The sequence below is a fragment of the Pseudomonas sp. 21 genome, assembly GCF_000955805.1.
Taxonomy (GTDB): Bacteria; Pseudomonadota; Gammaproteobacteria; order Pseudomonadales; family Pseudomonadaceae; genus Pseudomonas.
In genome coordinates this window covers 101,441-125,800 of the sequence record NZ_JYOA01000004.1, presented here as the reverse complement: position 1 = coordinate 125,800, position 24,360 = coordinate 101,441, and the positions used below count along the sequence as shown (strand labels likewise).

The window sequence follows — 24,360 nt, the reverse complement described above, 5'->3', positions numbered from 1 at the left end:
GAATCTCCTAGGTTCGGTACGAATGGCCGGATGCGGGCAGAAGCTCCCCATCCAGCATGGCGCCATGTTCGCCCAGCCTGACTCGGCCTTCGGCGAACCAGCGCATGGCCAGCGGATAGATCACATGTTCCTGCACGTGCACGCGCTGCGCCAGCGTTTCCGGCGTGTCGTCAGACTCTACCGGGATTGCCGCCTGTACGACCAGAGGACCACCATCAAGTTCCTCGGTGACGAAGTGTACGCTGCAGCCGTGCTCGGCATCGCCAGCCTCCAGCGCCCGCTGGTGGGTGTGCAGGCCCTTGTACTTGGGCAACAGGGACGGATGGATGTTCAGCAGGCGGCCCTGGTAGTGACGCACGAAGTCCGCGCTGAGGATGCGCATGAAGCCGGCGAGCAGCACGAGATCGGCGTCGAAGCCGTCAATCGCCTGGATCAGCGCGGCGTCGAAGCTTTCGCGGTCGGGGTAGGCCTTGTGGTCGAGGAAACGGGTCTCGATGCCGGCCTGGCGCGCACGCTCCAGGCCGTAGGCGTCCGCGCGGTTGGAGATCACCGCGCGGATCACCGCCGGCGTTTCAGCGCCGGCGAGACTGTCGATCAGGGCTTGCAGGTTGCTGCCGGAGCCGGAAATCAGCACCACGACATTGCAAGGTGTGGACATCAGTGGCCTTTCAGGTTGTTCAGGACCACGCGCTCGGCGTCGGCGGCGCAAGCCTCGATGCGGCCGATGACCCACGGCTGCTCGCCGGCGTCACGCAGGGCCTTCAGGGATGCCTCGACCTGGTCCTGGGCGACACAGATGACCATGCCCACGCCGCAGTTCAGTACGCGGTGCATCTCGGTCTCGTCGACGTTGCCTTTTTCCTGCAGCCAGTCGAACACCGCCGGGCGCTGCCAGCTGGCCACGTCGACCACCGCCTGGGCGTTGTCCGGCAGTACGCGCGGAATGTTGTCCAGCAGGCCGCCGCCGGTGATGTGGGCCATGGCCTTGACCGCGCCGGTCTGCTTGATCAGCTGCAGCAGCGGCTTCACGTAGATGCGGGTCGGGGCCATCAGCAGGTCGGCCAGGGGCTGGCCGTTCAGCTGGGTGGCTTCGATGTCGGCACCGGAGACTTCGATGATCTTGCGGATCAGCGAGTAGCCGTTGGAGTGCGGGCCGGAGGAGGGCAGGGCGATCAGGGCGTCGCCGGCGACCACTTTCGAGCCGTCGATGATCTCGGACTTTTCCACCACGCCGACGCAGAAGCCGGCCAGGTCGTAGTCTTCGCCTTCGTACATGCCCGGCATCTCGGCGGTTTCACCACCGACCAGGGAGCAGCCGGCCAGCTCGCAGCCGGCGCCGATGCCGGTGATCACGGTGGCAGCCACGTCGACATTGAGCTTGCCGGTGGCGTAGTAGTCGAGGAAGAACAGCGGCTCGGCGCCGCACACGACCAGGTCGTTCACGCACATGGCGACCAGGTCCTGGCCGATGCTGTCGTGCTTGTTCAGGTTCAGCGCCAGGCGCAGCTTGGTGCCGACGCCATCGGTGCCGGAGACCAGTACGGGTTGCTTGTAGCCGGCCGGGATTTCGCACAGAGCGCCAAAGCCACCCAGGCCTCCCATCACTTCAGGACGTGCGGTGCGCTTGGCGACGCCTTTGATGCGTTCGACCAGGGCTTCGCCGGCGTCGATGTCCACACCGGCGTCCTTGTAGCTCAACGAGGGTTGCTTGTTGCTCATAAATCCAGGCCTATAGAAGGGATGATTCGTCTTGCCGCCGGGTGCGCCGTTCGCGCTTCCCGGCCTGCGCGGGAGGCGCGGGATTTTATCAGGCTTGCCCGGCAGCGGCCATCTCGCGCTGTTGCCGCTGGCCGGACGGCTGTTTAAGGTATAGGCCTTCCTTGCCGTCGCGTTTGTCGACGGCGCCTTCGTTTTCCTGCGCGAGAACCCGCCATGCGCCTGACCGCCCGCCTGTTGATCCTCTGCCTGACGCTGTTCAGCCTGCCGTCCTTCGCTGAAACGCTGGGCAACCTGTACCAGGTGCACGAACCGGTCGCTTCCCAGCAGCCGGACGAGCGCAATGCCGGCCTGACCCGCGCCCTGCAGACCCTGGTGCTGCGCCTGACCGGCAACGCCAGCGCCGCGCAGAGCCCGGCGCTGGCCGGTTACTTCAAGGATCCGCAGCAACTGATCAGCCAGTACGGCTTCGAGAACGGCCCGCCCATGGCGCTGGTGGTGGACTTCGACCCGACCGCCACCGACAACGCCCTGCGCCAGGCCGGCCTGCCGGTCTGGGGCGCCAGCCGCCCGAGCGTGCTGGCCTGGTGGCTGAACGAAAGCGCCAACGGCAGCAGCCTGGTGGGTGATAGCCAGGAAGCCTCTGCCCCGCTGAACCGTGCCGCCCAGCGCCGTGGCCTGCCGCTGCGTCTGCCGATGGCCGATCTCAGCGAGCAGCAGGTCGGTACTCCGGAGAACCTCAACGCCGCGCAGCCTGACGCTCTGAAGGCCGCCTCCGAACGCTATGGCGCCGATGCCCTGCTGGCGGTGGACGCCAAGGAAGCCGACGGCAAGTGGACCGCCACCTGGCGCGTGTGGATGGGCGACAGCCGTGAACAGGGCCAGGCCCAGGGCGATACCCCGGACGCGCTGGCCGATGCGGTGATGCTCGGCGTGTCCCAGCGCCTGTCGCAGCGTTTCGTCGGTTCGGCCGGCTCGGCTTCGGCCCAGGTCCTGCAGATCGAGGGCGCCGACCTGGCCCGTTACGCCGAAGTCTCGCGCCTGCTGGAGCCGATGGGTGCCAAGCTGGTGGAGGTCCAGGGTAACAAGCTCGTCTACCGCGTGACTGCCAGCACCGAGCAACTGCGTGCGCAATTGGCACTGGCCCGCCTGCAGGAGGCCCCGGCCGAGCCTGCGCAACCGGCGGTCGACGCCAATGGCCAAGCGGTGCCGAACGCGGCCGTGCCGGCGCAGAACACCCTGCGCTTCCACTGGTAATGAGCCCTGCGGAAGCGGGCAAAGTCCCGCTTCCTGGCGCCGGTGGCTCTGAGTCGCACGTGGTAGCTGCGTTATCCTTCTGATTTGGATAAACTTTCAGTCACCAAGGCCCACCCCAAGCGATTGAAGAAACGCCCGGCCCGGCATGACTCCTATGCAGCTCCCACTCAGCGTACGTCTGCGCGATGACGCAACGTTCGCCAACTACTACCCCGGTGCCAACGCCGCGGCGCTCGGCTATGTCGAGCGTCTGTGCGAGCCCGAGGCAGGGTGGACGGAAAGCCTGATCTATCTCTGGGGCGCCGAGGGCGTGGGCCGCAGCCACTTGCTGCAGGCTGCGTGCATTCGCTCCGAGCAGTTGGGCGAACCGTCGGTCTACCTGCCGATGGCCGATCTGGTGGCCTACGGCCCGGAAATCTTCGACAACCTCGAACAGCGCGAGCTGGTGTGCCTGGACGATCTCGACGCCCTGGCCGGCAAGCGCGAATGGGAAGAGGCGCTGTTCCACCTGTTCAACCGCCTGCGCGATTCCGGTCGCAAGCTGCTGCTGTCGGCCTCGGTGTCGCCGCGCGAGCTGGGGGTGAAGCTGCCGGACCTGAAGTCCCGCCTGACGCTCTCGCTGATCTTCCAGCTGCACCCGCTGACCGACGACGAGAAGCTGCGCGCCCTTCAGTTGCGCGCGTCGCGCCGTGGCCTGCACCTGACCGACGAAGTGGGGCGCTTCATCCTCACCCGCGGCGCGCGCAGCATGCAGTTCCTCTTCGACCTGCTGGACGAGCTGGACAAGGCCTCGCTGCAGGCCCAGCGCAAGCTGACCATTCCTTTCCTCAAGGAAACCATGGGCTGGTAGGCCCCGGTTTCAGCTCAGCTCATTCAGAAACGCCGCGATGGCGGCCGCACAGGGTTCAGGTCTGCTTTGCAGCAGAAAGTGCGGGCCGGTAATTTCCTTCGTCCTGATGTTTTCGCAGCCGGCGGCAACGCTGGCTCGTGCGCGCATGCTCACCAGTTGGTCGTTCAGCGGCACCAGGCTCAGGCAGGGAGTTCTCAGTGGCGAGGTCGATTTGCGAAGTTGGGCCAGCACCTTCAGACGCGCCTGAATCTGTGCTGCTGGCAGTCGGCGGACTTCATCAGCGACCAAATTCACCAGCGCTTCCGAAGCACTCCGCCCCACACAGAACTGACGAATCAATCTGCGCTGGGCTAGCAGAGCGGCTGGCGGCAGAGGAAGGAACTGGAGCAGGCGAAGCAGCGGGCTCGGCCGTTCGGCGAAGGTGGCGGCGAAAACGATTCCTCGCAACCCTGCTGGAGAGCGTTGGGCGAGCATTCTGGCCAGGGGGCCGGAGAATGATTCGCCCAGCAGCACGAAGGGAGTACTTCCCAACTTGGGTTGTAGTGCGTCCGCCAGGCTCGGGTAGTCCTGGGCACCCTCTTCAGGCAGTTCAAGACATTCCACGGTCAGGTTGGCTGGCAGATGAGGCAGTAGAGGGGTGAATAGACGGTTGCTGCCATTAAGCCCAGGTAGAAGCAGCAACCGCACCGGTCAACTCTCGCCAGCGAGCTTGCGGTCGTACTGGAAGCGCCAGCGCGTGTACATCAGCGCCGAACAGAACAGCGACACGCTGAGGATGATCTCCGCCCAGCCGAAGATGGCGTGGTTGGGATCGAAGGCGTTGAGCACGCCGAGGATGAAGTACAGGTTGATCACGTAGCACGCCCAGGCATGGCCGCGCGCGCTGCCGATCAGGATGCCCGGTGCCACCACCAGCAGCGGCAGCAGCTTGAAGCCCAGGAAGGCCCAAGGCACCCAGTGCGCGCCACCGTGGGCATCGGCGAACAGCAGGTCCCAGATGACGATGAGCAGGATCAGCCCGATGAAGCTGCCGAGTGCGACCGCGCGGCTGGCGGCCAGCCGGGGTTTGAGCCATTCCATGGGCGGCAGCGGTTTGTTCTTGCGGGCCATTCAGCTCTCCAGTTTGCGGGCGACTTCGGCCAGGCGCTTGCCCAGCGCGCGGCACAGGGTGATTTCGTGTTCGTCCAGGCTGCGCTTGCCGTCGGCAGTGGCGAAGTGGCTGGCGCCGTAGGGCGTGCCGCCGCCGCGGGTTTCCAGCAGGGCGGGCTCGCTGTAGGGGATGCCGGTAATGATCATGCCGTGGTGCAGCAGCGGCAGCATCATCGACAGCTGGGTGGTCTCCTGGCCGCCGTGCAGGCTGGCGGTGGAGGTGAAGACCGCCGCTGGCTTGCCCACCAGGCCTCCGGTCAGCCACAGGCTGCTGGTGCCGTCGAGGAAATACTTGAGCGGTGCTGCCATGTTGCCGAAGCGGGTCGGGCTGCCGAGGACCAGGCCGGAGCAGCCCTTCAGGTCATCCAGGGTGGCGTAGAGCGCGCCTTCTGCCGGGATGTCCGGGGCGACGGCTTCGCACTCGGTGGACACCGCCGGTACCGTGCGCACGCGCGCTTCCAGTCCGCCCTGCTCGACGCCGCGGGCGATCTGCCGCGCCATTTCGGCGGTGGCGCCGTGGCGGCTGTAGTACAGGACCAGGATATAGGGAGTGCTCAAGGCAGAATCTCCAGCACCTTCTCCGGCGGACGGCCGATCACCGCCTTGTCGCCGACGATGAAGATCGGGCGCTCGATCAGCTTGGGATGGCTGGCCATCGCCGCTATCAGCTGGTCATCGCCCAGTGCCGGGTTGGCCAGGTCCAGCTCCTTGTATTCGTCCTCGCCGGTGCGCAGTAGCTGGCGCGCGCCGATGCCCAGCTTGCCGAGCAGTGCCTTGAGTTCGGCAGCGCTGGGCGGAGTTTCCAGGTAGCGGATGATCTCGGGCTGGATGCCGCGTTCCTCGAGCAGTTCGAGGGCGCCACGGGATTTGGAGCAGCGCGGATTATGGAAAAGTGAAATCTGGCTCATGTGCCGGGACTCGCAAGGCCGATGAAGTGGCGGCTATTCTAACCGCCTCCTCGGACTGGACTGAACCGCTGTCGTTCGCCGCGATCTACGAGGACGGTTTTTTTCAGTGCAGCCAAAGGACACTTCATGCACGAACGCTTGCAGGGCCTGGTCGAATTCGGCCGTTATCTGGTCCAGCGCTTCCTGGCCGACAAAGCGCCCAACAGCGCCGCGGCCCTGACCTACACCACGCTGTTCGCGGTCGTCCCGATGATGACGGTGACCTTCGCCATGCTCTCGGCCGTGCCGGCCTTCGAGGGCATGGGCGAGCGCATCCAGCTGTTCGTGTTCCGCAACTTCGTGCCGTCCACCGGCGAGGCGGTGGAAGCCTACCTGCGCAACTTCACAGTGCAGGCGCGGCATCTGACCTGGCTGGGCGTGGCTTTCCTGGCGGTCACCGCCTTCACCATGCTGGTGACCATCGAGAAGGCCTTCAATGCCATCTGGCGCGTGCGCCAGCCGCGCCGGGGGGTGACTCGATTCCTGCTGTACTGGGCGATCCTCAGCCTTGGCCCGCTGCTGCTGGGCACCGGTTTCGCCGTGTCCACCTACATCACTTCGCTATCGCTGCTCTCCGGGCCCCATGCGTTGCCGGGGGCGGCGATGCTGCTGAAGTTCATGCCGCTGCTGGCCAGCGTGGCGGCCTTCACCCTGATCTATGCGGCGGTGCCCAATGCGCGGGTGCCGTTCCTGCACGCGCTGGCGGGTGGTGTCTTCACGTCGATCCTGTTCGAAGCGGCGAAGTCGCTGTTCGGCTTCTATGTGAGCTTCTTCCCCGGCTACAAGCTGATCTACGGTGCCTTTGCCACCGTGCCGCTGTTCCTGCTCTGGGTGTATCTGTCCTGGCTGATCGTGCTGTTCGGTGCCGAGCTGGTCTGCAACCTGTCCTCGACCCGGCTCTGGCGCCGCCGCGCCCTGCCGCGTCTGCTGGTGATCCTCGGCGTGCTGCGGGTGTTCTTCGACCGTCAGCGCCACGGCCTGCCGACGCGCCTGGTGCATCTGCACCGCGCCGGTTGGTTGCTGCCGGAAGACGAGTGGGAAGAAGTGCTGGATTTTCTCGAGGGCGAGCAACTGGTCTGCCGTGCCGGCTCGACCACCGCCGCCTGGGTGCTGTGCCGCGACCTGGGCAGCTACAGCCTGCATCACCTGCTCAACCGCAGCCCCTGGCCGTTGCCTTGCCTGGAAGCCTTGCCGGCCGAGCTGGACGAGCCCTGGTACCCTGAATTGCGTGAAACGCTGGCGCGCTATCAGGCCGATCGGCAAGAGCTGTTCGGGGACAGTCTGGCGAAATGGTTGAAGCCGTCACATTCCGAGTGACGGAAAACGTCAGTTTGCGGCGAATCTGATTCTTTGACGACTTTGTACCACTTCAGAAATGCGCCATTTCTGGCTATTTCAGAATTGGCACAGTTCTGGCTATGGAGGATTCAGGACACAGGAGTCCTTTAGAAGTTCCTCCAGGGCCAGCGAATCCATGAAAAAAGACCAGAACAACGTAGTACATCTGCACCAGCGCGATCTGACGAGCGCCCTGGAGCGGTTGAATAGAATCACTGGTCTGCAGTTCAGCAGCTGGCCCGAATCGCTCCTGCCGTCCGTTGCTCAGGAAGCTGCCGAACCCGCCGCTGTCGAGTCGTCGGACGACGATACGCTGGTGCGTCAGCTGGGCTGAGCCTTCAGAGGCTGGTGGCTACCGGACGCGTTGCGCCGGCCTGCTGTTCCACCGCCTGCATGAAGACTTCCTCGGCGATTACCCGCGACAGGGGAATGGCTGCGCGCAGCTTGATCTGCGCATCCTCGATCCGCTGTGAAAACGGCAGCCGGGCTACGGCAGACAGCAGGATGCGGCTCTGCTTGTTGACCGTGCCATGGTCGATCACCACTTCCCGGCTGCGCTCGCCATCACGGTAGCTGAGCAGCAGCGTCACCGGCAGTTCCGCCACGCCGGGCAAATGTAGCCAGACCGCGACATTGAAGTCGACCAGTCGTCCCCCGTTGGCCGCATTGGCCGGCCGTGCGCTGGCGACAATATGGCTGGGAACCTTGCTGACAAGCTGGTCTGTAGGCTGCATCGGGCTGTCCTGTCGATGGAGGCTGGCGTGCATGGCGCCAGTCGCATTCTGAAGGCCGCTGAATAATCGGCGAGCGAGAGTCGTCCCGAGAATCAGGACGAACGTTCGAATTATAGGGAGGTGGCGTCCAGGCATTCCGGGCTTACTGCCGATCTTGCCTGTGATATCTCTCCCAAATTCGACAATCAGGCCAGGCGCAGCGGGTGGCGAGCTACCAATGGCGTGCTGAGGTTGGCTACGGGCAGCGGCAATATGGTCTGGTTGTCGAAGCTGGCCAGTTGCAGCCACAGGTTCTCGCCTTCGACGAACTGCCCCTGGGCTACCCAGAGACCGTGATACCAGCCGTTGCCCGGCTCCGGCGTACTCTGCAGGACGCCCGGGTGACGCTGCGCGTCAGGTGCGCGGCGCAGCCAGACCGGACGGGGAAGGCCTTTAAGGTAGCGCAGGCCGAGGTGCAGTCCTTCGTTGTTGAGGTGCCGCCAGCGCACCACGGCGAGGGTCGGCGTGCCGCCATTGCCGGGGATCAGCAGCAACTGGCCAACCGGCAACTGCCCGGCGTGCTGGCCGGTGCAGAGAATACGGGCGCCGCCTGCGCTGGCGTCCATCAGGGCCGCTTCCCGGCAGGGGCTGGCCGAACTGTCCAGCAGGTGCTGCTGAATGGCCGGCAGGCCGACGACGACACGGCAGGTACCCTGCTGTTCGGCACGCTCATGACGGCGCGTCTGGTGTCCAAGCCAATGGTGTCGTACGCGCTCCAGCAGCACGCCCTGGTCCAGGCGGCGCAGTGGCGCCGGGTCGTGCAGGGCAATCAGCAGGGCGCCCAGTTCCAGCCGGCGCAGTTGATCGGCCGGTGCATCAGCGGCCTGTTCAACTGCAAGGCAGGGCTCGTCCGAACCCAGGTCGACGACGAAGCCTTCCTGTTCCTCGTCGTCCCAGGGCAGCAGGCGGCTCAGCGCGGCCAGGGGCGCCAGGGCCGAGAACAGCTGGGGGGCTTCGCCCTCGGTCAGGTGGAACGGGTTGCTCAGGGCCAGCAGCAGGATCTGCTGGTACAGCCCGCGCAAGGTGCCGGCCGGGATCGGGTCGAATGCCGCCGCCACCGGTTCGTCCAGGCACTCCTGGTGCTCGCCGATCCAGTACAGCAGGTGGCTATCGCGCCATAAACTGCCCGGTGGCTGCTGGTACTGCTGGTAGTGACGCAGCAGGGCCTGGGCGAGGAAGTGCTGGGCCATGTACAGGCACCAGGCCATGTGCGGCCGCGACGGTTTGCGGCCGTGCAGGATCTGCAGCAGCAGGCGCTTGAAGCCGGCGGCGAGTTCGCTGCAGAAGTGCACGAAGAGCGCCGGCGGGGCCTTTTCCTGGCGGATCAGCCGTTCGTAATGCCGGTATTCTTCGCTGAGGCTTTGCAGGGCGCGTTGTCTTTCCAGTAAGGTCAGCGCGCATCGGTTGAGGCGAAACAGCGTGCCCAACGCCTTCTGCAGGCCTTCCTGCAGGGGCTGTTGCCGCGATTCCTGGAGCCTGACCGCCAGGTTGCTCATTGCCTCGGCGTCTTCTTCGAGGATGTCCGGCACCTCCAGGCGCAGGGCATCGAGCATCATGACCACCCCGCATACACGAGGATTGAAGGCATGGGAGTGCGGCTCCGTATTGTGATGGGCTTGATGGCCGGCCTGATCCTGGCCGGGTGCTCGGCGGACTATGGCACCGATCAGCATGGACAGAAAGTACCCGCTAAGAGTGTGGATGGCCAGTGGCTAGTTATTAATTACTGGGCGGAGTGGTGCGCACCCTGCCGCAAGGAAATTCCCGAGCTGAATCATCTGGCTGAGGAGGGCAAGGCGAAGGGTTTCCGGGTGCTGGGGGTGAACTTCGATGGACTGCGCAACGCGGACCTGGCGAAGGCCTCGCAGGCCCTGGGCGTGCAGTACACCGTGCTGGCCGACGACCCTGCGCCGCGCTACAGCCTGCCGCGCAGCGAAGCGCTGCCTGTAACCTACATCGTCGACCCTGAGGGCAAGATGCGTGAGCAGTTGCTCGGTGAGCAGACCGCCGCCGGCCTGCAGGCGCGCCTGAGTGCATTGCGCGAGGAGAAGCAGTGATGGCGAGGATCTGTCTGCATGGCTACATCAGCGGCAAGGTGCAGGGTGTTTACTACCGCCAGAGCACCCAGGAGCAGGCCGAGCGCCTGGACATCGACGGCTGGATTCGCAACCTCGAGGATGAGCGCGTCGAGCTGTTGATTGAAGGTGAGGAAGACGCGGTGCGCGAACTGGAGAAGTGGCTGGCGCGCGGCCCGGTGAAGGCCAGGGTGACGGCGGTGGAGTTGCAGCCGATGACGCCCCAGGGCATCACCGGCTTCATCGTTCGCCGCTAGGCGTCAGTTGCTGACGCCGGGGTCTGCTACCAGGCGACCGGCGTCGGTCATCAGGCTGTGGAGGAATTCCTTCTGCAGCTCCGGATCGTTGCGGGTCAGCTCGATCAGGCTCTGTTCCAGTTCACTCGCTTCCTCTTCCAGGCCGAGGTCGGAGAGGCGCTTCACCCGGTGTACCCAGTGGTGCACGTCATCACCTTCCAGGTCGTCGTAGATCAGCGCGTGGGCCTCCTGCAGCTTGCCGCGCAGGGAGCGGCTGACCAGCAGGCTGGCGTCGGCGCGGGTGTCGTCCGAAGGGTCCTGGACGCTGAACTGCAGGCGGCCAATACGGCTCACTTCGTCGTCGCTGAAGGGGCCTTCCAGCAGGTTCAGGCGCAGCACGCCGTGGCGGTCGGTGAGCAGCTCCTGGGAGTTCTTGCCGGCGGTGACGGTTACCGGGCGCTCCGACCAGGGCAGGCTGGAGTACTCGGTACGCTTGTCGCGCTGCTTCTCGTCGATCGAGGCCAGGTTCTGCTCGGCGCGGCCGTTGGACTCGACGTTCATGAACGGGTTCATGCCGTCTACGCCATAGCGAATCCAGCCGCGGGTGACGCTCTCGGGCAGGTTGCCGAGGGCGAACACGTTGACCACGTTGGCGCCGATGCCGCCGACGAAGGCGACGATGCCCAGCGGCATTTCGTACACCTTGCGCCAGCCTTGGTAGGGCGTGTAGCGGTCATAGCGACGGGTGACCTCGAACTCGGTGACTTCGAAGGTCTTCTGTTCCTGCACGCGAATGCGGCGTTGCGGCAGTTCCAGGGTGCCCGGTGTGCCCACGTCGATCTGCAGACTGTGGTCGAGCAGCTTGCGCTCGACTCGCTCTTCATGCTCGCTGCGTTGCGACAGCTGGTTGGCGCAGCCGCTCAGCAGGAGGCTGCCGCACAGGGCGGCAGCCGCGAGGCTTGTGGTACTTCCGGTGGACATCGCTCTGCTCAGTTGCGGATCTTGGCCGTGATGAAGGCTTGCAGGTCGGACAGGGCGACAGGCTGCGACTCGGCGTCACGGCGGCCCTTGTACTCCAGGGTGCCTTCGTCCAGGCCGCGCTCGCTGACGACGATGCGGTGCGGGATACCGATCAGCTCCATGTCGGCGAACTTCACGCCGGGGCTGGTCTTCTTGTCGCGGTCGTCCAGCAGCACTTCGAAGCCAGCGGCGGTGAGGTCCGCGTAGAGCTTGTCAGTGGCGGCGCGCACGGCCTCGTTCTCGTACTTCATCGGTACGATGGCGATCTGGAAGGGCGCCAGTGCGGCCGGCCAGAGGATGCCGCGGTCGTCGTAGTTCTGCTCGATGGCGGCGGCGACCACGCGGGATACGCCGATGCCGTAGCAGCCCATGATCAGGGTGACCGGCTTGCCGCTCTCACCCAGTACGGAGAGCTTCATGGCTTCGCTGTACTTGGTGCCGAGCTGGAAGATGTGGCCGACTTCGATGCCGCGACGGATGATCAGGGTGCCGTTGCCGTCCGGGCTCGGGTCGCCTTCGACGACGTTGCGCAGGTCGGCGACTTCCGGTACCGGCAGGTCGCGTTCCCAGTTCACGCCGAAGTAGTGCTTGTCGTCGACGTTGGCGCCGGCAGCGAAGTCGCTCATCAGGGCGACGGAACGGTCAATGATGCAGGGCAGCGGCAGGTTCAGCGGGCCGAGGGAGCCGGGGGCGGCGCCGATGGCGGCCTTGATGTCCGCTTCGCTGGCCATCTGCAGGGGGCTGGCCACCAGCGGGTGGTTGCCGGCCTTGATCTCGTTGAGCTCGTGGTCGCCACGGACGATCAGGGCGATCAGCTTGCCTTCCTCGGCGGCGTGCACCACCAGGGTCTTGATGGTCTTCTCGATCGGCAGGCCGAACTTCTCCACCAGGGCGGCGATGGTCTTGGTCTCGGGGGTGTCGACCAGGCGCAGCTCTTCGCTGGCCGCACCACGAGCGGTTTCGCGGGGCAGGGCCTCGGCCTTCTCGATGTTGGCGGCGTAGTCGGTGGACTCGCCGAAGACGATATCGTCCTCGCCAGAACCGGCCAGCACGTGGAACTCATGGGAGCCGCTGCCGCCGATGGAGCCGTTGTCGGCCTGCACGGCGCGGAAGTCGAGGCCCAGGCGGGTGAAGATCTTGCTGTACGCGCCGTACATGACGTCGTAGGTCGCCTGCAGCGAGTCCTGGCTGGCGTGGAAGGAGTAGGCATCCTTCATGATGAACTCGCGACCGCGCATCAGGCCGAAGCGCGGACGGATCTCGTCACGGAACTTGGTCTGGATCTGGTACATGTTGATCGGCAGCTGCTTGTAGCTGTTCAGCTCGTTGCGCGCCAGATCGGTGATCACTTCCTCGTGGGTCGGGCCGACGCAGAAGTCGCGATCATGGCGATCCTTCAGGCGCAGCAGCTCGGGGCCGTACTGCTGCCAGCGGCCGGATTCCTGCCACAGTTCGGCGGGCTGGATGGCGGGCATCAGCACTTCCAGGGCGCCGGCGGCGTTCATCTCTTCGCGAACGATGGTCTCCACCTTGCGCAGTACCCGCAGACCCATTGGCAGCCAGGTGTACAGACCGGACGCCAGTTTGCGGATCATGCCGGCGCGCAGCATCAGCTGATGGCTGATGACGACCGCATCGGAAGGGGTTTCTTTCAAGGTGGACAGCAGGTACTGACTGGTACGCATCTTTGGCCGTTTTGTCGGTTGCGAAGGGGAATATAGGCTGGGCATTGTACGGTGCAGGTCTGGCCGCGTACAGGGCGCGGCGGGCGGAGACGGAGGAGTGGCGTGAGTCGTTTGAATGCAGCCCAGGTACAGGCGTTCATCCGTGCGGGATTACCCATGGCGGACGAAATGGATTTACGCATCGATGCACTGGAAGGGCGCAGTGCCTTCGTGCGGGTTCCTTTCCACGACCGGATGGTTCGCCCGGGCGGAACGGTGTCCGGCCCCACCATCATGTCGCTGGCGGATGCGGCGATGTACGCGGTAATCCTGGCGCAGCTGGATAACGTCGAGATGGCCGTTACTTCCAATCTCAATATCAACTTTCTCAGCAAGCCGAAGCCGGAGGACCTGTTGGCGGAAGCGAAGATATTGAAGCAGGGGCGTCGGCAGGTGGTTTGCGAAGTAGCTGTCTACTCGGTCAGCAATCCCCAGGAGTTGGTTGCCCATGTAACCGGCACCTATGTATTGCCGATGTAACAGATACGTTCGAAGTTGTAGGTAAGTTGCAATAAAAAAGCCCGGCAGAAGCCGGGCTTTTCAGTTACCTGCAGTGCGTTCTGGATTACAGAACGGACAGCGGGTAGTCGATGATCAGGCGGAACTCATCGACGTTGCCTTCAGCCTGGTCGGCGTTGGCGCGGTGCCAAGCCTGACGAGCACGGAAGGACAGGTCTTTTGCCGGGCCGCTCTGGATAACGTATTTGGCTTCCAGGTTGGTTTCGCGGTGTTTGCCGTCCGGACCGTAGCCGTAGTTGGCGTAGGGGCTGTTCGGATCGATCTTGTCGCCGTCGATGTCCTTACCGTAGATGTAGCGGCCCATGAAGGTCAGGCCCGGAACACCGTACTCGGCCATGTTCAGGTCGTAACGGCCTTGGATGGATTTTTCACCCGGGCCGTTGAAGTCGGAGTACTGAACGGAGTTGGCGAGGAAGATCGAGTCGCCGCCGGCGTTGTTGTCGCCAATACCGATGTAGTCGAACGGAGTGTTGCCGTTCACTTTCTGGAAGGCGAGGGTCAGGGTGTGCGCGCTGATGGTGTAAGCGGCAGCCAGCGAGAAGGTGTTGTTGCTGATGTCGCCGAGCTTGGCGGAACCTTCGTCGCGGGTGTTGTAGTAGTTGAAGTCCAGGCCGAGGGACTGATTGTCAGCGATCGGCAGGGTGTAGTTCAGGTTCACGTAGTACTGGTCCCACAGGTCTTCGACCTTGGCGCCGTACAGCGAAGCGGAGAACTGGTCGTTGATGGCGTACTTGCCGCCCAGGAAGTCAGCGCTGTTGGCGGTAACGCCACCGTACTGGGACCAGATCTCACCGTCACGGTTGGTGGTGTCCTGGCCGGTACCGGAGTAGAAGTGACCGCCTTCCAGATCCAGGCCGTCGATTTCGCTGCTCATCAGGCTGAAGCCGCTGGCGGTTTGCGGCAGCAGGCGGGTGCCGCCTACAGCGAACACCGGAGCGGTGGGCTGCATGTCGCCGAATTTCAGCTCGGTCTTGGAGATGCGGATCTTGACAGCTGCGCCGGCTTTGCCGAAGTCGTCAGCCTTGTCGCCGTCATCGTGAACCGGCAGGTTGCCGGTGCCGCCGTAGCCGCTGCCACCGTCGAGTTTCAGACCCAGGTAGCCGAAAGCGTCAACGCCGAAGCCAACGGTGCCTTGGGTGAAGCCGGAGTTGTAATTGGCCCAGAAGCCTTGGGTCCAGTCACGGGCATCGGTGGCGCCGTCTTTCTTGTTGCGATTGAAGTAGTAGTTGCGAACCAGGAAGTTCAGGCTGCTGTCTTCGACAAAGCCTTTAGCGTCAGCCTGATTGCCTACGAAGGGCTCGGCCATTGCCAGTTGTGTGCTGCCTGCAGAAACGGCCAGGGCGATGGCGCTCCACTTCATCACTTTCATTGTGATTGCTCCTTTGGTTTTGAAATTATTCGCCATCACTAATGCCGCGGTGACGGCTCTTTCTTTTTTTGTCGGCGCTAACTTATAGCACGCGTGTTCAGTTGGCGATAGTTGCCCAAATGAACACACAAAATCTTTACGGGACTGTCGCAAAGCTGCATGACGCATGTCGCATTCAAGCAGTTTTCATGTTGCAAAAAGAGATTGCCCCCTGATTGCTTCATTGATGCTTCAGTCCTTGTGGTTCTCTATTCCATTGACCACTTCTTAAGTTCTCCCGCTTCCGCGTCCACTTCTCCAATAGGGGTGGCCGTCGGTGCGTTGTCCTTGCCTCTAGCAACAACCGTGCACAAATGCCCGGAGCCGCCTTCACAGTGTTCGTCTTGCGACGCGTTGACGCATTTCACGGCTTCCGTTGGGGATTTGCAACATCCACGAGCACGCATGTCGTTTTCTGGCATCCGGTAGTTGTGGCTGTTTAAACGATTTTTCGCTACTGATTGCCGTGTTTGCCGTGCAGATTCCTGCACGCGCCTGTTGTCGGGATATGCCAATCCGCGCCATGCGCGATCCTGGTGCAGCACGGCAAAGGGCGTGCTCCGGCGCGATGCGTCGGTCGGGCATGTTCGCCGGAAGGGCTCTCTAGTATTCTTCGCGCCCTTCGGCTCCCCTGTGGAGCTAGGCTTAAACAAGGCTCGTCGAACAGGAGAGGTCTTATGTTCGCCCTGGATTCCCGTCTCCAGCAGGACACCATTGCGCTGGGTGATTTCCCGCTGAGCAGCCTGCTGTTGATGAACGACTCACAGTACCCGTGGTTCATCCTGGTTCCGCGTCGCGAAGACGTCAGTGAAATCTTCCAGCTGGACTCCGCCGATCAGCAGCAGTTGTGGCGTGAAGCGACTCAGCTGGCGGAAGTGCTCAAGGACACTTTCGACGCGGACAAGATGAACGTGGCCAATCTCGGCAACGTCGTCAGCCAGTTGCACGTGCATGTGATCGTGCGCAAGCGGGACGATGTCGCGTGGCCGGGGCCGGTCTGGGGCAAGCACCCGGCGGTTCCCTATAAAGAAGAAGAGCTGGCGCGGGTGCGCGAGAAGCTGCGCATGGTGCTGGGCGATGGCTTTCGCTTCAGTCAGGAGTGAGTGATGGATCTGGAGACTCGAGTGATGGACCTGGAGAGCCGGTTGGCTTTTCAGGATGACGCACTGCAGACCCTGAGCGACGTGGTCTACGAGCAGGAGCGGGTGATCGAGCGCACCCGTCTGCAGATGCAGGCGCTGCTCAAGCGCCTGGAAGACCTGCAGGGCCAGGTTGGCGTCGCGGAAGATGACGCTCCGCCGCCGCACTATTAATAGAAAAAGCCCGCCGATTGGCGGGCTTTTTCATGGGGGTGTGGATCAGCGGCGGTTGGGCAGGGCGGCAATCACGTCCTCCGCCTGCAGGCCCTTGTCGCGCTGCACCACCGAGAACTCCACCCGCTGCCCTTCGATCAGGATGCGGTGGCCTTCGCCGCGGATGGCGCGGAAGTGGACGAAGATGTCTTCGCCCGAGTCGCGGGAGATGAAGCCGAAGCCCTTGGAGGTGTTGAACCACTTCACGGTGCCGGTTTCGCGGTCGACGCCGGAGAAGGCTTCGATAGTGGCGCTGGCGCTCGGGTTGTGGAGGCTGGCGATCCACTGCAGGACAACGGCGCCGGCCAGGCTCAGCAGTGGCAGCACGATTGCCGGCTGGTCGCCGATGAAGGGCAGCGGGGCGAGCAGGATCAGGATCTGCAGGACCACGGCCAGCACGACCAGGGCCGTGGCGAGGCTCTGCAGGGCGGAGGGATGTTTCAGTTGGCTGCTCGGGGCGAGCAGGAGGCTGGTCAGACCGAGCAGTGCCAGGTAGATGGCATCGCTCTGTTGCAGGTAGGGCAGGGCATCACTACGCAGACTCGGGATCAAGGACAGCAAGAGTGCGGCGACGCCCGTCACGAGATGGACGATCTTCAACATGGCTACGGATTCACCTTGAGCGGGTAACGAAATAAAGAAGCAGCCAGCCCCGGGTGCGACGCCAGAAAGGAAAAATGAAAGCGTGCCGGGCGGCCTATGCAAGAAGTGCACGGCGGGTATTTAACAGCAAACCACTTGCCTTCTCAAATCAACCGCTTAGGCCATTCGTAGGGGGAGGGAAGCCCGCCGGGGCGGCGAGCTTCCTTATATAAGGAAGGATCACTCGGCGAGCAGGCTGCGCAGCATCCAGGCGGTCTTCTCATGTACCTGCATGCGCTGGGTCAACAGGTCGGCGGTGGGCTCATCCGCCACCTTGTCGGCCAGCGGGAAGATGCTGCGGGCGGTCCGCACCACGGCTTCCTGGCCCTGAACCAGCAGACGGATCATTTCCTGGGCGTCCGGTACGCCTTCTTCTTCCTTGATCGAGGACAGGCGGGCGTAGGCGGCATAGGTGCCCGGCGCCGGGAAGCCCAGGGCGCGGATGCGTTCGGCGATGCTGTCCACGGCCAGTGCCAGTTCGTTGTACTGCCCCTCGAACATCAGGTGCAGGGTATTGAACATCGGCCCGGTGACGTTCCAGTGGAAGTTGTGGGTTTTCAGGTACAGCGTGTAGGTGTCGGCCAGCAGGCGAGACAGGCCGTCGGCGATGGCGGCGCGATCTTCTTTGGCGATTCCGATATCGATGTCCATGGCGATCTCCTCATCGTGCATGAATGATTTAAAACGCTGGATTCGAGGCTATCACCGGCGCAGGTGCGAAGCTCTTGGTCTATATCAAGGCAATCGATTGAGCATTTCTATTAAAAGGCTGTGCGCCCGGCAGGCTTTTCCGCCACCGGAGCCCGGCTGCAACCTGCGGATTTTTCAGGCTATAATCGGCCTCTTTGCCGCGGGACGCGGACCCGTGGCGTTACACAGCCAAGGTGTTCCATGCCGATTTACGAGTACCAGTGCCAGTCCTGCGCGCATCAGCTGGAATCGCTGCAGAAGATCAGCGATGCGCCGTTGGTCGATTGTCCGGCCTGCAAGGCTCCCGAATTGAAGAAGATGTTGTCGGCTCCGGGCTTCCGCCTGGGCGGCAGCGGTTGGTACGAGACCGACTTCAAGACCGGAGCGAAGAAGAACCTGGCCTCCGGCGATGCCCCAGCGGCCTGTCCGGCCACCGGTTGCGGTGCCGGCGCCTGCTCCGCCAGCGAATGAGCGGTTCCCTAGAATTCAAGACTTTCGAGAAGCGAAACACACCATGATGCGCAGCCACTATTGCGGCCAGTTGAACGAGAGCCTGGACGGCCAGGTAGTCACTCTTTGCGGTTGGGTACACCGTCGCCGCGACCACGGCGGGGTGATCTTCCTCGACGTGCGTGATCGTGAAGGTCTGGCCCAGGTGGTGTTCGACCCGGATCGCGTCGAGACCTTCGCCAAGGCCGACCGCGTGCGCAGCGAGTACGTGGTGAAGATCACCGGCAAGGTGCGTCTGCGTCCCGAAGGTGCGCGCAACTCGAGCATGGCTTCGGGCGCCATCGAAGTGCTGGGCCACGAGCTGGAAGTGCTGAACCAGGCGGAAACCCCGCCGTTCCCGCTGGACGAATACTCCGACGTGGGCGAGGAAACCCGCCTGCGCTACCGCTTCATCGACCTGCGTCGCCCGGAAATGGCCGCCAAGCTGAAGCTGCGCGCGCGCATCACCAGCAGCATCCGCCGCTACCTGGACGAGAACGGCTTCCTCGACGTGGAAACCCCGATCCTCGGTCGCCCGACGCCGGAAGGCGCGCGTGACTACCTGGTGCCGAGCCGTACCTACCCGGGCCACTTCTTCGCCCTGCCGCAGTCGCCCCAGCTGTTCAAGCAACTGCTGATGGTGGCCGGCTTCGACCGTTACTACCAGATCGCCAAGTGCTTCCGCGACGAAGACCTGCGTGCCGACCGCCAGCCGGAATTCACCCAGATCGACATCGAGACCAGTTTCCTGGAAGAAAGCGACATCATCGAGATCACCGAGAAGATGGTGCGCCAGCTGTTCAAGGAAGTGCTGAACGTCGAGTTCGACGAGTTCCCGCACATGCCGTTCGAAGAGGCCATGCGCCGTTACGGTTCGGACAAGCCTGACCTGCGTATCCCGCTGGAACTGGTCGATGTGGCCGATCAACTGAAGGACGTCGAGTTCAAGGTCTTCTCCGGCCCGGCCAATGATCCGAAGGGCCGCGTTGCCGCGCTGCGCGTTCCGGGCGGTGCGAGCATGCCGCGCAAGCAGATCGACGACTACACCAAGTTCGTCGGCATCTACGGCGCCAAGGGCCTGGCCTACATCAAGGTCAATGAACGCGCCAAGGGCGTGGAAGGCCTGCAGTCGCCGATCGTGAAGAACATCGCCGAGCCGAACCTGAACGAGATCCTCGATCGCGTCGGTGCGGTCGATGGCGACATCGTGTTCTTCGGCGCCGACAAGGCCAAGATCGTCTGCGACGCCCTGGGCGCGCTGCGTATCAAGGTCGGCCATGACCTCAACCTGCTCACCAAGGAGTGGGCGCCGATGTGGGTCGTGGACTTCCCGATGTTCGAAGAGAACGACGACGGCAGCCTGACTTCCCTGCACCACCCGTTCACCGCACCCAAGTGCACCCCGGAAGAGCTGGAGGCCAACCCGGCCGGCAAGCTGTCCCGTGCCTACGACATGGTGCTCAACGGCACCGAGCTGGGCGGCGGTTCCATCCGTATCCACGACAAGGCCATGCAGCAGGCAGTGTTCCGCGTGCTGGGCATCGACGATGCAGAGCAGGAAGAGAAGTTCGGCTTCCTGCTGGACGCCCTGAAGTACGGCGCACCGCCGCACGGTGGCCTGGCCTTCGGCCTGGACCGTCTGGTGATGCTGATGACCGGCGCAGCGTCGATCCGCGAAGTCATCGCCTTCCCGAAAACCCAGAGCGCCGGCGACGTGATGACCCAGGCGCCGGGCACCGTGGATGCCAAGGCTCTGCGCGAGCTGAACATCCGCCTGCGCGAGCAGCAGAAGGCCGCCGAGTAAGTCGATTCGAATAGCTGGCGGCGCCCGCGCAACGGACGCTGCCAGCGAAGCAAACAAGCGATACGGAGTGAGTTATGGCTGGTCATTCCAAATGGGCCAACATCAAGCACCGCAAGGAACGTCAGGACGCCAAGAAGGGCAAGATCTTCACCAAGCTCATTCGTGAGCTGACCGTCGCTGCCAAGCAGGGCGGCGGGATCCCGGCGGACAACCCGCGTCTGCGCCTGGCCGTGGACAAGGCGCTGACCGCCAACATGACCCGCGACACCATCGACCGTGCCATCCAGCGCGGCGTGGGCTCCAGCGAAGCGGACAACATGGCCGAGCTGACCTATGAAGGCTACGCACCCAGCGGCGTGGCGATCATCGTCGAGGCCATGACCGACAACCGCAACCGCACCGCGGCCGAAGTGCGCCATGCCTTCAGCAAGTGCGGCGGCAACCTGGGTACCGATGGTTCGGTGGCCTACATGTTCGAGCGCAAGGGCCAGATCAGCTATGCGCCGGGCGTGAACGAAGAGGCCCTGATGGATGCCGCGCTGGAAGCCGGCGCCGACGATGTAGTGGTCAACGACGACGGTTCCATCGACGTCTTCACCACCTTCGCCGATTTCATCTCGGTCAACGAAGCACTGACCGAAGCGGGCTTCAAGGGCGAGGACGCGGAGATCACCATGATCCCGTCGACCGTGGCGACCCTGGACCTGGACACCGCGCAGAAGGTCCTCAAGCTGATCGACATGCTCGAAGACCTGGACGACGTGCAGAACGTCTACTCCAATGCGGACATCCCGGACGAGGTAATGGCCCAGCTGGGCTGATCCCACCACCGGCGATGTGCTGAAGCCGGAAGCGGGAGTGGTCGTCAGCGGCGCCTCCCGCTTCCGGTTTTTGTTATCTGAAATGCGCGTTGCAGACTAGGTGTGATCGAACGGACATGACCCTGATTCTCGGTATCGACCCAGGCTCACGGATTACCGGATTCGGCGTGGTGCGCGACACCGGCCGTGGTTGTGAATACGTGGCTTCGGGCTGCATCCGCACCGGCAATGGCGAGCTGTTCGAGCGCCTGCAGATCGTCTTCCGTGGTGTGCGCGAGGTCATCCAGACCTACCAGCCGACCATGATGGGCATCGAGCAGGTGTTCATGGCGCGCAATGCCGACTCGGCGCTGAAGCTGGGGCAGGCGCGCGGCGCGGCCATAGTCGCGGCGGCGGAGGAAGGCCTGCAGATCGCCGAGTACACCGCCAGCCAGGTCAAGCAGGCGATTGCCGGCACCGGCGGCGCGGACAAGCAGCAGGTGCAGATGATGGTCATGCACCTGCTCAAGCTGGTACAGAAGCCGCAGATCGACGCCTCCGACGCCCTGGCCATCGCCCTGTGCCACGCGCACACCCGGCAAAGCCTGGTGCCGCATGGCCTGATGGGGGCCCGCCGTCGCGGCGGACGCCTGCGCCTGTGATATCCGGAAAAACATTGAGCAAGGACAAACACCCGTGATTGGACGCCTGCGTGGCACCCTGGCGGAGAAGCAGCCGCCGCACCTGATCGTCGACGTGAACGGCGTGGGCTACGAGCTGGAAGTGCCGATGACCACCCTGTACCGCTTGCCGAGCCTGGGCGAGCCGGTGACCCTGCACACCCACCTGGTGGTGCGCGAGGATGCCCACCTGCTCTACGGCTTCGCCGAGAAGCGCGAGCGCGAGCTGTTCCGCGAGCTGATCCGCCTCAATGGCGTGGGGCCGAAGCTGGCGCTGGCGCTGATGTCGGGGCTGGAGGTCGATGAACTGGTGCGCTGCGTGCAGGCGCAGGATACTTCGACCCTGGTGAAGATTCCGGGTGTCGGCAAGAAAACTGCCGAGCGCCTGCTGGTAGAGCTGAAAGACCGCTTCAAGGCGTGGGAGAATATTCCTTCCATCGCCCCGCTGGTGGTGGAACCCATGCGGGTTGCCGCAGTCTCAAGCGCCGAGTCCGATGCGGTCAGCGCGCTGATCGCCCTGGGCTTCAAACCCCAGGAGGCGAGCCGCGCCGTGGCCGCCGTGCAGGAGGAAGGCTTGTCCAGCGAAGAACTCATCCGCCGTTCCCTCAAGGGCATGGTCTAGGTAGATAGTGATGATCGAAGCCGATCGCCTGATTTCCTCAGCCTCCAGTCGCGACCGCGAAGAGCAGTTCGACCGCGCCATCCGCCCGCTCAAGCTGGCGGACTATGTCGGTCAGCCGGTGGTGCGCGAGCAGATGGAGCTGTTCATCCAGGCGGCCCGCGGGCGTCAGGAAGCGCTGGATCACACGCTGATCTTCGGCCCGCCCGGCCTGGGCAAGACCACCCTGGCGAACATCATCGCCCAGGAAATGGGGGTTTCGATCAAGAGCACGTCCGGCCCGGTGCTGGAACGCCCTGGCGACCTGGCGGCGATCCTGACCAACCTCGAGCCTAACGACGTGCTGTTCGTGGACGAGATCCATCGCCTGTCGCCCATCGTCGAGGAAGTGCTGTACCCGGCCATGGAAGACTTCCAGCTGGATATCATGATCGGCGAAGGCCCGGCCGCGCGCTCGATCAAGCTCGACCTGCCGCCCTTCACCCTGGTCGGTGCGACGACTCGCGCCGGCATGCTGACCAATCCGCTGCGTGACCGCTTCGGCATCGTGCAGCGTCTTGAGTTCTACGGTGTGGACGACCTGTCCAGCATCGTCGCCCGCTCGGCGGGGATCCTCGGCCTGGAGATCGAGCCGGCGGGCGCCTTCGAGATCGCCCGGCGCGCCCGTGGCACGCCGCGTATCGCCAACCGCCTGCTGCGCCGGGTGCGGGATTTCGCCGAGGTGCGTGGCACCGGGCACATCAGCCGCGACATCGCCGACAAGGCGCTGAACCTGCTGGACGTGGACGAAAGGGGCTTCGATCACCAGGATCGCCGTCTGCTGCTGACCATGATCGACAAGTTCGACGGTGGACCGGTGGGCGTCGACAACCTGGCGGCCGCCATCAGCGAAGAAAGACACACGATTGAAGATGTGCTGGAGCCCTATCTGATCCAGCAAGGCTATATCATGCGCACACCGCGCGGCCGTGTGGTGACCCGGCACGCGTACCTGCATTTCGGCCTGAATGTGCCGAAGCGGATGGGGGAGGGGGCGACGCCGGATCTGTTCGCCCCTGAAGATGGTAATTAATTGCATTTGTAGGCGATTGCCGATTGGCAAAGCCAGGACTTGGTTTTAGAGTATGCGCGCGCAACACGGGGGTCAGCCGTTCCAGCAGCGGTATCGGGTCTATTACGAGGACACCGATGCCGGCGGCATCGTCTACTACGTCAACTACCTCAAGTTCATGGAGCGGGCTCGTACCGAGCGGCTGCGTGATCTGGGCTTCGCCCAGTCACAGCTGGCGGGGGAGAACCTGCTTTTCGTCGTTCATTCGGCCGAGGCGCGCTATCACGCGCCGGCCCGCCTGGATGACGAGCTGCTCGTCAGCGCCGAAGTGGAGGAGTTGAACCGCGCGAGCCTGAAGTTTCGTCAACAGGTTCGACGGGCGTCGGATTCGACCTTGCTCTGCGAGGGGCGATTCCTGGTGGCGTGCGTGCGGGCGGACACCCTGAAACCCCGCGCTATCCCAGATGTGTTGCGTGCGGCATTTGCCGGCAGTCCGGACACCCTTTCAGCAGGAGATTAACGTGGAACCGAACGTCGTCGACCATACTTCCATGTGGAGCTTGATCAGTAACGCCAGCGTCGTGGTACAGCTGGTGATGCTGACCCTGGTGGCCGCATCGGTCACTTCCTGGATCATGATTTTCCAGCGCAGCAACATGATGCGCTCGGCGAAGAAGGCCCTGGAAACTTTCGAAGAGCGCTTCTGGTCGGGCATCGACCTGTCCAAGCTCTATCGTCAGGCGGGCAGCAACCCCGATCCGGATTCGGGGGTCGAGCAGATCTTCCGTGCCGGCTTCAAGGAATTCTCCCGTCTGCGCCAGCAGGCTGGCGTTGACCCGGATGCGGTGATGGAAGGCGTTTCCCGCGCCATGCGCGTCGCCATTTCCCGTGAGGAAGAAAAGCTGGAAACCAGCCTGCCGTTCCTCGCCACTGTCGGCTCCACCAGCCCGTACATCGGTCTGTTCGGCACCGTGTGGGGCATCATGAACTCCTTCCGTGGCCTGGCCACCGTGCAGCAGGCCACCCTCGCCACCGTGGCGCCGGGTATCGCCGAAGCGCTGATCGCCACCGCCATCGGCCTGTTCGCGGCCATCCCCGCGGTCATCGCCTACAACCGTTTCGCCGCCCGCTCGGAAATGCTCATCGGCCGCTACTACACCTTCGCCGACGAGTTCCAGGCGATCCTGCACCGCAAAGTGCACACCAGCGACGATTGATCGA

Annotated in this window: 30 protein-coding genes and 1 pseudogene; 17 read left to right on the top strand and 14 right to left on the bottom strand. The window is 63.8% G+C overall.

The features are described from left to right. Window positions 1-7 precede the first annotated feature (7 nt). A complete protein-coding gene (gene purN / locus UB43_RS10210; RefSeq protein ID WP_045210374.1) occupies window positions 8-658 on the bottom strand; it encodes a phosphoribosylglycinamide formyltransferase in 651 nt (216 codons plus the stop codon). Next, complete coding sequence (purM, locus tag UB43_RS10205; RefSeq protein WP_045210373.1) at window positions 658-1,719, bottom strand: phosphoribosylformylglycinamidine cyclo-ligase; 1,062 nt, start codon at window positions 1,717-1,719, stop codon at window positions 658-660. The genes purN and purM overlap by 1 nt, the downstream gene beginning before the upstream one ends. A gap of 213 nt (window positions 1,720-1,932) precedes the next feature. Between purM and UB43_RS10200 the strand changes: the two genes are divergently transcribed. Further along, complete coding sequence (locus UB43_RS10200) at window positions 1,933-2,973, top strand: DUF2066 domain-containing protein (RefSeq protein ID WP_045210372.1); 1,041 nt, start codon at window positions 1,933-1,935, stop codon at window positions 2,971-2,973. A gap of 145 nt (window positions 2,974-3,118) precedes the next feature. After that, entirely contained in the window at window positions 3,119-3,823 is a 705-nt protein-coding gene (gene hda, locus UB43_RS10195; RefSeq protein WP_024764559.1) for a DnaA regulatory inactivator Hda, read from the top strand. Between the two features lie 9 nt (window positions 3,824-3,832). Here hda and UB43_RS29155 read toward each other — a convergent pair whose 3' ends face one another. From UB43_RS29155 to arsC, 4 genes are read right to left on the bottom strand one after another with little or no spacing between them, the layout of a single operon-like run. Further along, window positions 3,833-4,510: an alpha/beta fold hydrolase gene (locus tag UB43_RS29155; RefSeq protein WP_082085815.1), complete on the bottom strand. Its 678-nt coding sequence runs from the start codon at window positions 4,508-4,510 to the stop codon at window positions 3,833-3,835. A gap of 3 nt (window positions 4,511-4,513) precedes the next feature. Continuing rightward, window positions 4,514-4,933, bottom strand: a complete 420-nt coding sequence (locus UB43_RS10185) for a DUF2069 domain-containing protein (protein ID WP_045210370.1) — start codon at window positions 4,931-4,933, stop codon at window positions 4,514-4,516. After that, window positions 4,934-5,530, bottom strand: coding sequence for an NAD(P)H:quinone oxidoreductase (wrbA, locus tag UB43_RS10180; RefSeq protein WP_045210369.1), 597 nt, complete (start codon window positions 5,528-5,530; stop codon window positions 4,934-4,936). Then, window positions 5,527-5,880 (bottom strand): arsenate reductase (glutaredoxin), encoded by a 354-nt coding sequence (gene arsC, locus UB43_RS10175; RefSeq protein WP_045210368.1) that lies wholly within the window; start codon window positions 5,878-5,880, stop codon window positions 5,527-5,529. Before arsC ends, wrbA begins: the two co-directional genes overlap by 4 nt. Window positions 5,881-6,006: 126 nt before the next feature. On the opposite strand from arsC, the gene UB43_RS10170 reads away from it, so the two are divergent. Continuing rightward, the gene (locus UB43_RS10170) at window positions 6,007-7,236 is read left to right on the top strand and encodes a YihY family inner membrane protein (RefSeq protein WP_045210367.1); all 1,230 of its coding nucleotides are present in this window, start codon (window positions 6,007-6,009) and stop codon (window positions 7,234-7,236) included. Between the two features lie 157 nt (window positions 7,237-7,393). After that, window positions 7,394-7,591: a hypothetical protein gene (locus tag UB43_RS10165; RefSeq protein ID WP_045210366.1), complete on the top strand. Its 198-nt coding sequence runs from the start codon at window positions 7,394-7,396 to the stop codon at window positions 7,589-7,591. A gap of 4 nt (window positions 7,592-7,595) precedes the next feature. Here the strand turns inward: UB43_RS10165 and UB43_RS10160 are convergent, their stop codons facing one another. After that, complete coding sequence (locus UB43_RS10160; protein ID WP_045210365.1) at window positions 7,596-7,991, bottom strand: hypothetical protein; 396 nt, start codon at window positions 7,989-7,991, stop codon at window positions 7,596-7,598. A gap of 185 nt (window positions 7,992-8,176) precedes the next feature. Further along, entirely contained in the window at window positions 8,177-9,586 is a 1,410-nt protein-coding gene (locus UB43_RS10155; RefSeq protein WP_045210364.1) for a PilZ domain-containing protein, read from the bottom strand. A gap of 30 nt (window positions 9,587-9,616) precedes the next feature. Here UB43_RS10155 and UB43_RS10150 point away from each other — a divergent pair, with 30 nt between their 5' ends. After that, window positions 9,617-10,087 (top strand): TlpA disulfide reductase family protein, encoded by a 471-nt coding sequence (locus UB43_RS10150; protein WP_045210363.1) that lies wholly within the window; start codon window positions 9,617-9,619, stop codon window positions 10,085-10,087. Continuing rightward, complete coding sequence (locus tag UB43_RS10145) at window positions 10,087-10,362, top strand: acylphosphatase (RefSeq protein ID WP_045210362.1); 276 nt, start codon at window positions 10,087-10,089, stop codon at window positions 10,360-10,362. Before UB43_RS10150 ends, UB43_RS10145 begins: the two co-directional genes overlap by 1 nt. A 3-nt stretch (window positions 10,363-10,365) precedes the next feature. Here UB43_RS10145 and UB43_RS10140 read toward each other — a convergent pair whose 3' ends face one another. Together UB43_RS10140 and UB43_RS10135 are read right to left on the bottom strand one after the other, a co-directional pair. Further along, window positions 10,366-11,322 carry a lipoprotein gene (locus tag UB43_RS10140; protein ID WP_045210361.1) on the bottom strand — a complete coding sequence of 319 codons (957 nt, stop codon included), beginning with the start codon at window positions 11,320-11,322 and terminating at the stop codon, window positions 10,366-10,368. Between the two features lie 8 nt (window positions 11,323-11,330). Continuing rightward, window positions 11,331-13,046, bottom strand: coding sequence for a proline--tRNA ligase (locus UB43_RS10135; RefSeq protein WP_045210360.1), 1,716 nt, complete (start codon window positions 13,044-13,046; stop codon window positions 11,331-11,333). Window positions 13,047-13,157: 111 nt separating this feature from the next. Between UB43_RS10135 and UB43_RS10130 the strand changes: the two genes are divergently transcribed. After that, window positions 13,158-13,565 carry a PaaI family thioesterase gene (locus UB43_RS10130; RefSeq protein WP_256205155.1) on the top strand — a complete coding sequence of 136 codons (408 nt, stop codon included), beginning with the start codon at window positions 13,158-13,160 and terminating at the stop codon, window positions 13,563-13,565. An 85-nt stretch (window positions 13,566-13,650) separates the two neighbouring features. On the opposite strand, the gene UB43_RS10125 is transcribed toward UB43_RS10130, so the two are convergent. Further along, on the bottom strand, window positions 13,651-14,973 hold the full coding sequence (locus UB43_RS10125; RefSeq protein ID WP_045210358.1) for an OprD family porin: 1,323 nt from the start codon (window positions 14,971-14,973) through the stop codon (window positions 13,651-13,653). 716 nt (window positions 14,974-15,689) lie between these two features. Between UB43_RS10125 and UB43_RS10120 the strand changes: the two genes are divergently transcribed. Both UB43_RS10120 and UB43_RS10115 read left to right on the top strand, forming a co-directional pair. After that, window positions 15,690-16,115, top strand: a complete 426-nt coding sequence (locus UB43_RS10120) for an HIT domain-containing protein (protein WP_045210357.1) — start codon at window positions 15,690-15,692, stop codon at window positions 16,113-16,115. Between the two features lie 3 nt (window positions 16,116-16,118). After that, window positions 16,119-16,325, top strand: a complete 207-nt coding sequence (locus tag UB43_RS10115; protein ID WP_045210356.1) for a SlyX family protein — start codon at window positions 16,119-16,121, stop codon at window positions 16,323-16,325. A gap of 45 nt (window positions 16,326-16,370) precedes the next feature. Here the strand turns inward: UB43_RS10115 and UB43_RS30305 are convergent, their stop codons facing one another. The 3 genes and pseudogenes from UB43_RS30305 to UB43_RS10105 form a co-directional block, all read right to left on the bottom strand. Then, the gene (locus UB43_RS30305) at window positions 16,371-16,610 is read right to left on the bottom strand and encodes a cold-shock protein (protein ID WP_256205154.1); all 240 of its coding nucleotides are present in this window, start codon (window positions 16,608-16,610) and stop codon (window positions 16,371-16,373) included. Between the two features lie 93 nt (window positions 16,611-16,703). Then, a pseudogene (locus UB43_RS30300) lies at window positions 16,704-16,967 on the bottom strand (cold shock domain-containing protein membrane protein); the annotation flags it as partial. A 219-nt stretch (window positions 16,968-17,186) separates the two neighbouring features. Next, window positions 17,187-17,657 carry a Dps family protein gene (locus UB43_RS10105; RefSeq protein WP_024763362.1) on the bottom strand — a complete coding sequence of 157 codons (471 nt, stop codon included), beginning with the start codon at window positions 17,655-17,657 and terminating at the stop codon, window positions 17,187-17,189. Window positions 17,658-17,897: 240 nt separating this feature from the next. Here UB43_RS10105 and UB43_RS10100 point away from each other — a divergent pair, with 240 nt between their 5' ends. The 8 genes from UB43_RS10100 to tolQ all read left to right on the top strand — a co-directional run bounded on the left by UB43_RS10100 (window position 17,898) and on the right by tolQ (window position 24,356). Next, window positions 17,898-18,167 (top strand): FmdB family zinc ribbon protein, encoded by a 270-nt coding sequence (locus UB43_RS10100; protein ID WP_017522110.1) that lies wholly within the window; start codon window positions 17,898-17,900, stop codon window positions 18,165-18,167. 43 nt (window positions 18,168-18,210) lie between these two features. Continuing rightward, complete coding sequence (gene aspS / locus UB43_RS10095) at window positions 18,211-19,989, top strand: aspartate--tRNA ligase (RefSeq protein WP_156160389.1); 1,779 nt, start codon at window positions 18,211-18,213, stop codon at window positions 19,987-19,989. A gap of 74 nt (window positions 19,990-20,063) precedes the next feature. Beyond that, window positions 20,064-20,810 (top strand): YebC/PmpR family DNA-binding transcriptional regulator, encoded by a 747-nt coding sequence (locus UB43_RS10090; RefSeq protein ID WP_045210354.1) that lies wholly within the window; start codon window positions 20,064-20,066, stop codon window positions 20,808-20,810. Window positions 20,811-20,926: 116 nt separating this feature from the next. After that, window positions 20,927-21,451 (top strand): crossover junction endodeoxyribonuclease RuvC, encoded by a 525-nt coding sequence (gene ruvC, locus UB43_RS10085; protein ID WP_024763365.1) that lies wholly within the window; start codon window positions 20,927-20,929, stop codon window positions 21,449-21,451. A gap of 34 nt (window positions 21,452-21,485) precedes the next feature. Then, a complete protein-coding gene (gene ruvA / locus UB43_RS10080; protein ID WP_024763366.1) occupies window positions 21,486-22,091 on the top strand; it encodes a Holliday junction branch migration protein RuvA in 606 nt (201 codons plus the stop codon). 10 nt (window positions 22,092-22,101) lie between these two features. Then, a complete protein-coding gene (gene ruvB, locus UB43_RS10075) occupies window positions 22,102-23,160 on the top strand; it encodes a Holliday junction branch migration DNA helicase RuvB (protein ID WP_017522105.1) in 1,059 nt (352 codons plus the stop codon). Between the two features lie 52 nt (window positions 23,161-23,212). Then, a complete protein-coding gene (gene ybgC / locus UB43_RS10070) occupies window positions 23,213-23,659 on the top strand; it encodes a tol-pal system-associated acyl-CoA thioesterase (RefSeq protein ID WP_015478279.1) in 447 nt (148 codons plus the stop codon). Window position 23,660: 1 nt separating this feature from the next. Continuing rightward, window positions 23,661-24,356 carry a protein TolQ gene (tolQ, locus tag UB43_RS10065; RefSeq protein WP_045210353.1) on the top strand — a complete coding sequence of 232 codons (696 nt, stop codon included), beginning with the start codon at window positions 23,661-23,663 and terminating at the stop codon, window positions 24,354-24,356. Window positions 24,357-24,360: the final 4 nt, after the last annotated feature.

Bases quoted from the DNA above. Each gene is read 5' to 3' on its own strand.
- purN (WP_045210374.1), bottom strand. From the start codon at position 658: ATGTCCACACCTTGCAATGTCGTGGTGCTGATTTCCGGCTCCGGCAGC.
- purM (WP_045210373.1), bottom strand. From the start codon at position 1,719: ATGAGCAACAAGCAACCCTCGTTGAGCTACAAGGACGCCGGTGTGGAC.
- UB43_RS10200 (WP_045210372.1), top strand. From the start codon at position 1,933: ATGCGCCTGACCGCCCGCCTGTTGATCCTCTGCCTGACGCTGTTCAGC.
- hda (WP_024764559.1), top strand. From the start codon at position 3,119: ATGACTCCTATGCAGCTCCCACTCAGCGTACGTCTGCGCGATGACGCA.
- UB43_RS10185 (WP_045210370.1), bottom strand. From the start codon at position 4,933: ATGGCCCGCAAGAACAAACCGCTGCCGCCCATGGAATGGCTCAAACCC.
- arsC (WP_045210368.1), bottom strand. From the start codon at position 5,880: ATGAGCCAGATTTCACTTTTCCATAATCCGCGCTGCTCCAAATCCCGT.
- UB43_RS10170 (WP_045210367.1), top strand. From the start codon at position 6,007: ATGCACGAACGCTTGCAGGGCCTGGTCGAATTCGGCCGTTATCTGGTC.
- UB43_RS10165 (WP_045210366.1), top strand. From the start codon at position 7,394: ATGAAAAAAGACCAGAACAACGTAGTACATCTGCACCAGCGCGATCTG.
- UB43_RS10160 (WP_045210365.1), bottom strand. From the start codon at position 7,991: ATGCAGCCTACAGACCAGCTTGTCAGCAAGGTTCCCAGCCATATTGTC.
- UB43_RS10155 (WP_045210364.1), bottom strand. From the start codon at position 9,586: ATGATGCTCGATGCCCTGCGCCTGGAGGTGCCGGACATCCTCGAAGAA.
- UB43_RS10150 (WP_045210363.1), top strand. From the start codon at position 9,617: ATGGGAGTGCGGCTCCGTATTGTGATGGGCTTGATGGCCGGCCTGATC.
- UB43_RS10145 (WP_045210362.1), top strand. From the start codon at position 10,087: ATGGCGAGGATCTGTCTGCATGGCTACATCAGCGGCAAGGTGCAGGGT.
- UB43_RS10140 (WP_045210361.1), bottom strand. From the start codon at position 11,322: ATGTCCACCGGAAGTACCACAAGCCTCGCGGCTGCCGCCCTGTGCGGC.
- UB43_RS10135 (WP_045210360.1), bottom strand. From the start codon at position 13,046: ATGCGTACCAGTCAGTACCTGCTGTCCACCTTGAAAGAAACCCCTTCC.
- UB43_RS10125 (WP_045210358.1), bottom strand. From the start codon at position 14,973: ATGAAAGTGATGAAGTGGAGCGCCATCGCCCTGGCCGTTTCTGCAGGC.
- UB43_RS10120 (WP_045210357.1), top strand. From the start codon at position 15,690: ATGTTCGCCCTGGATTCCCGTCTCCAGCAGGACACCATTGCGCTGGGT.
- UB43_RS10115 (WP_045210356.1), top strand. From the start codon at position 16,119: ATGGATCTGGAGACTCGAGTGATGGACCTGGAGAGCCGGTTGGCTTTT.
- UB43_RS10105 (WP_024763362.1), bottom strand. From the start codon at position 17,657: ATGGACATCGATATCGGAATCGCCAAAGAAGATCGCGCCGCCATCGCC.
- UB43_RS10100 (WP_017522110.1), top strand. From the start codon at position 17,898: ATGCCGATTTACGAGTACCAGTGCCAGTCCTGCGCGCATCAGCTGGAA.
- aspS (WP_156160389.1), top strand. From the start codon at position 18,211: ATGATGCGCAGCCACTATTGCGGCCAGTTGAACGAGAGCCTGGACGGC.
- UB43_RS10090 (WP_045210354.1), top strand. From the start codon at position 20,064: ATGGCTGGTCATTCCAAATGGGCCAACATCAAGCACCGCAAGGAACGT.
- ruvC (WP_024763365.1), top strand. From the start codon at position 20,927: ATGACCCTGATTCTCGGTATCGACCCAGGCTCACGGATTACCGGATTC.
- ruvB (WP_017522105.1), top strand. From the start codon at position 22,102: ATGATCGAAGCCGATCGCCTGATTTCCTCAGCCTCCAGTCGCGACCGC.
- ybgC (WP_015478279.1), top strand. From the start codon at position 23,213: ATGCGCGCGCAACACGGGGGTCAGCCGTTCCAGCAGCGGTATCGGGTC.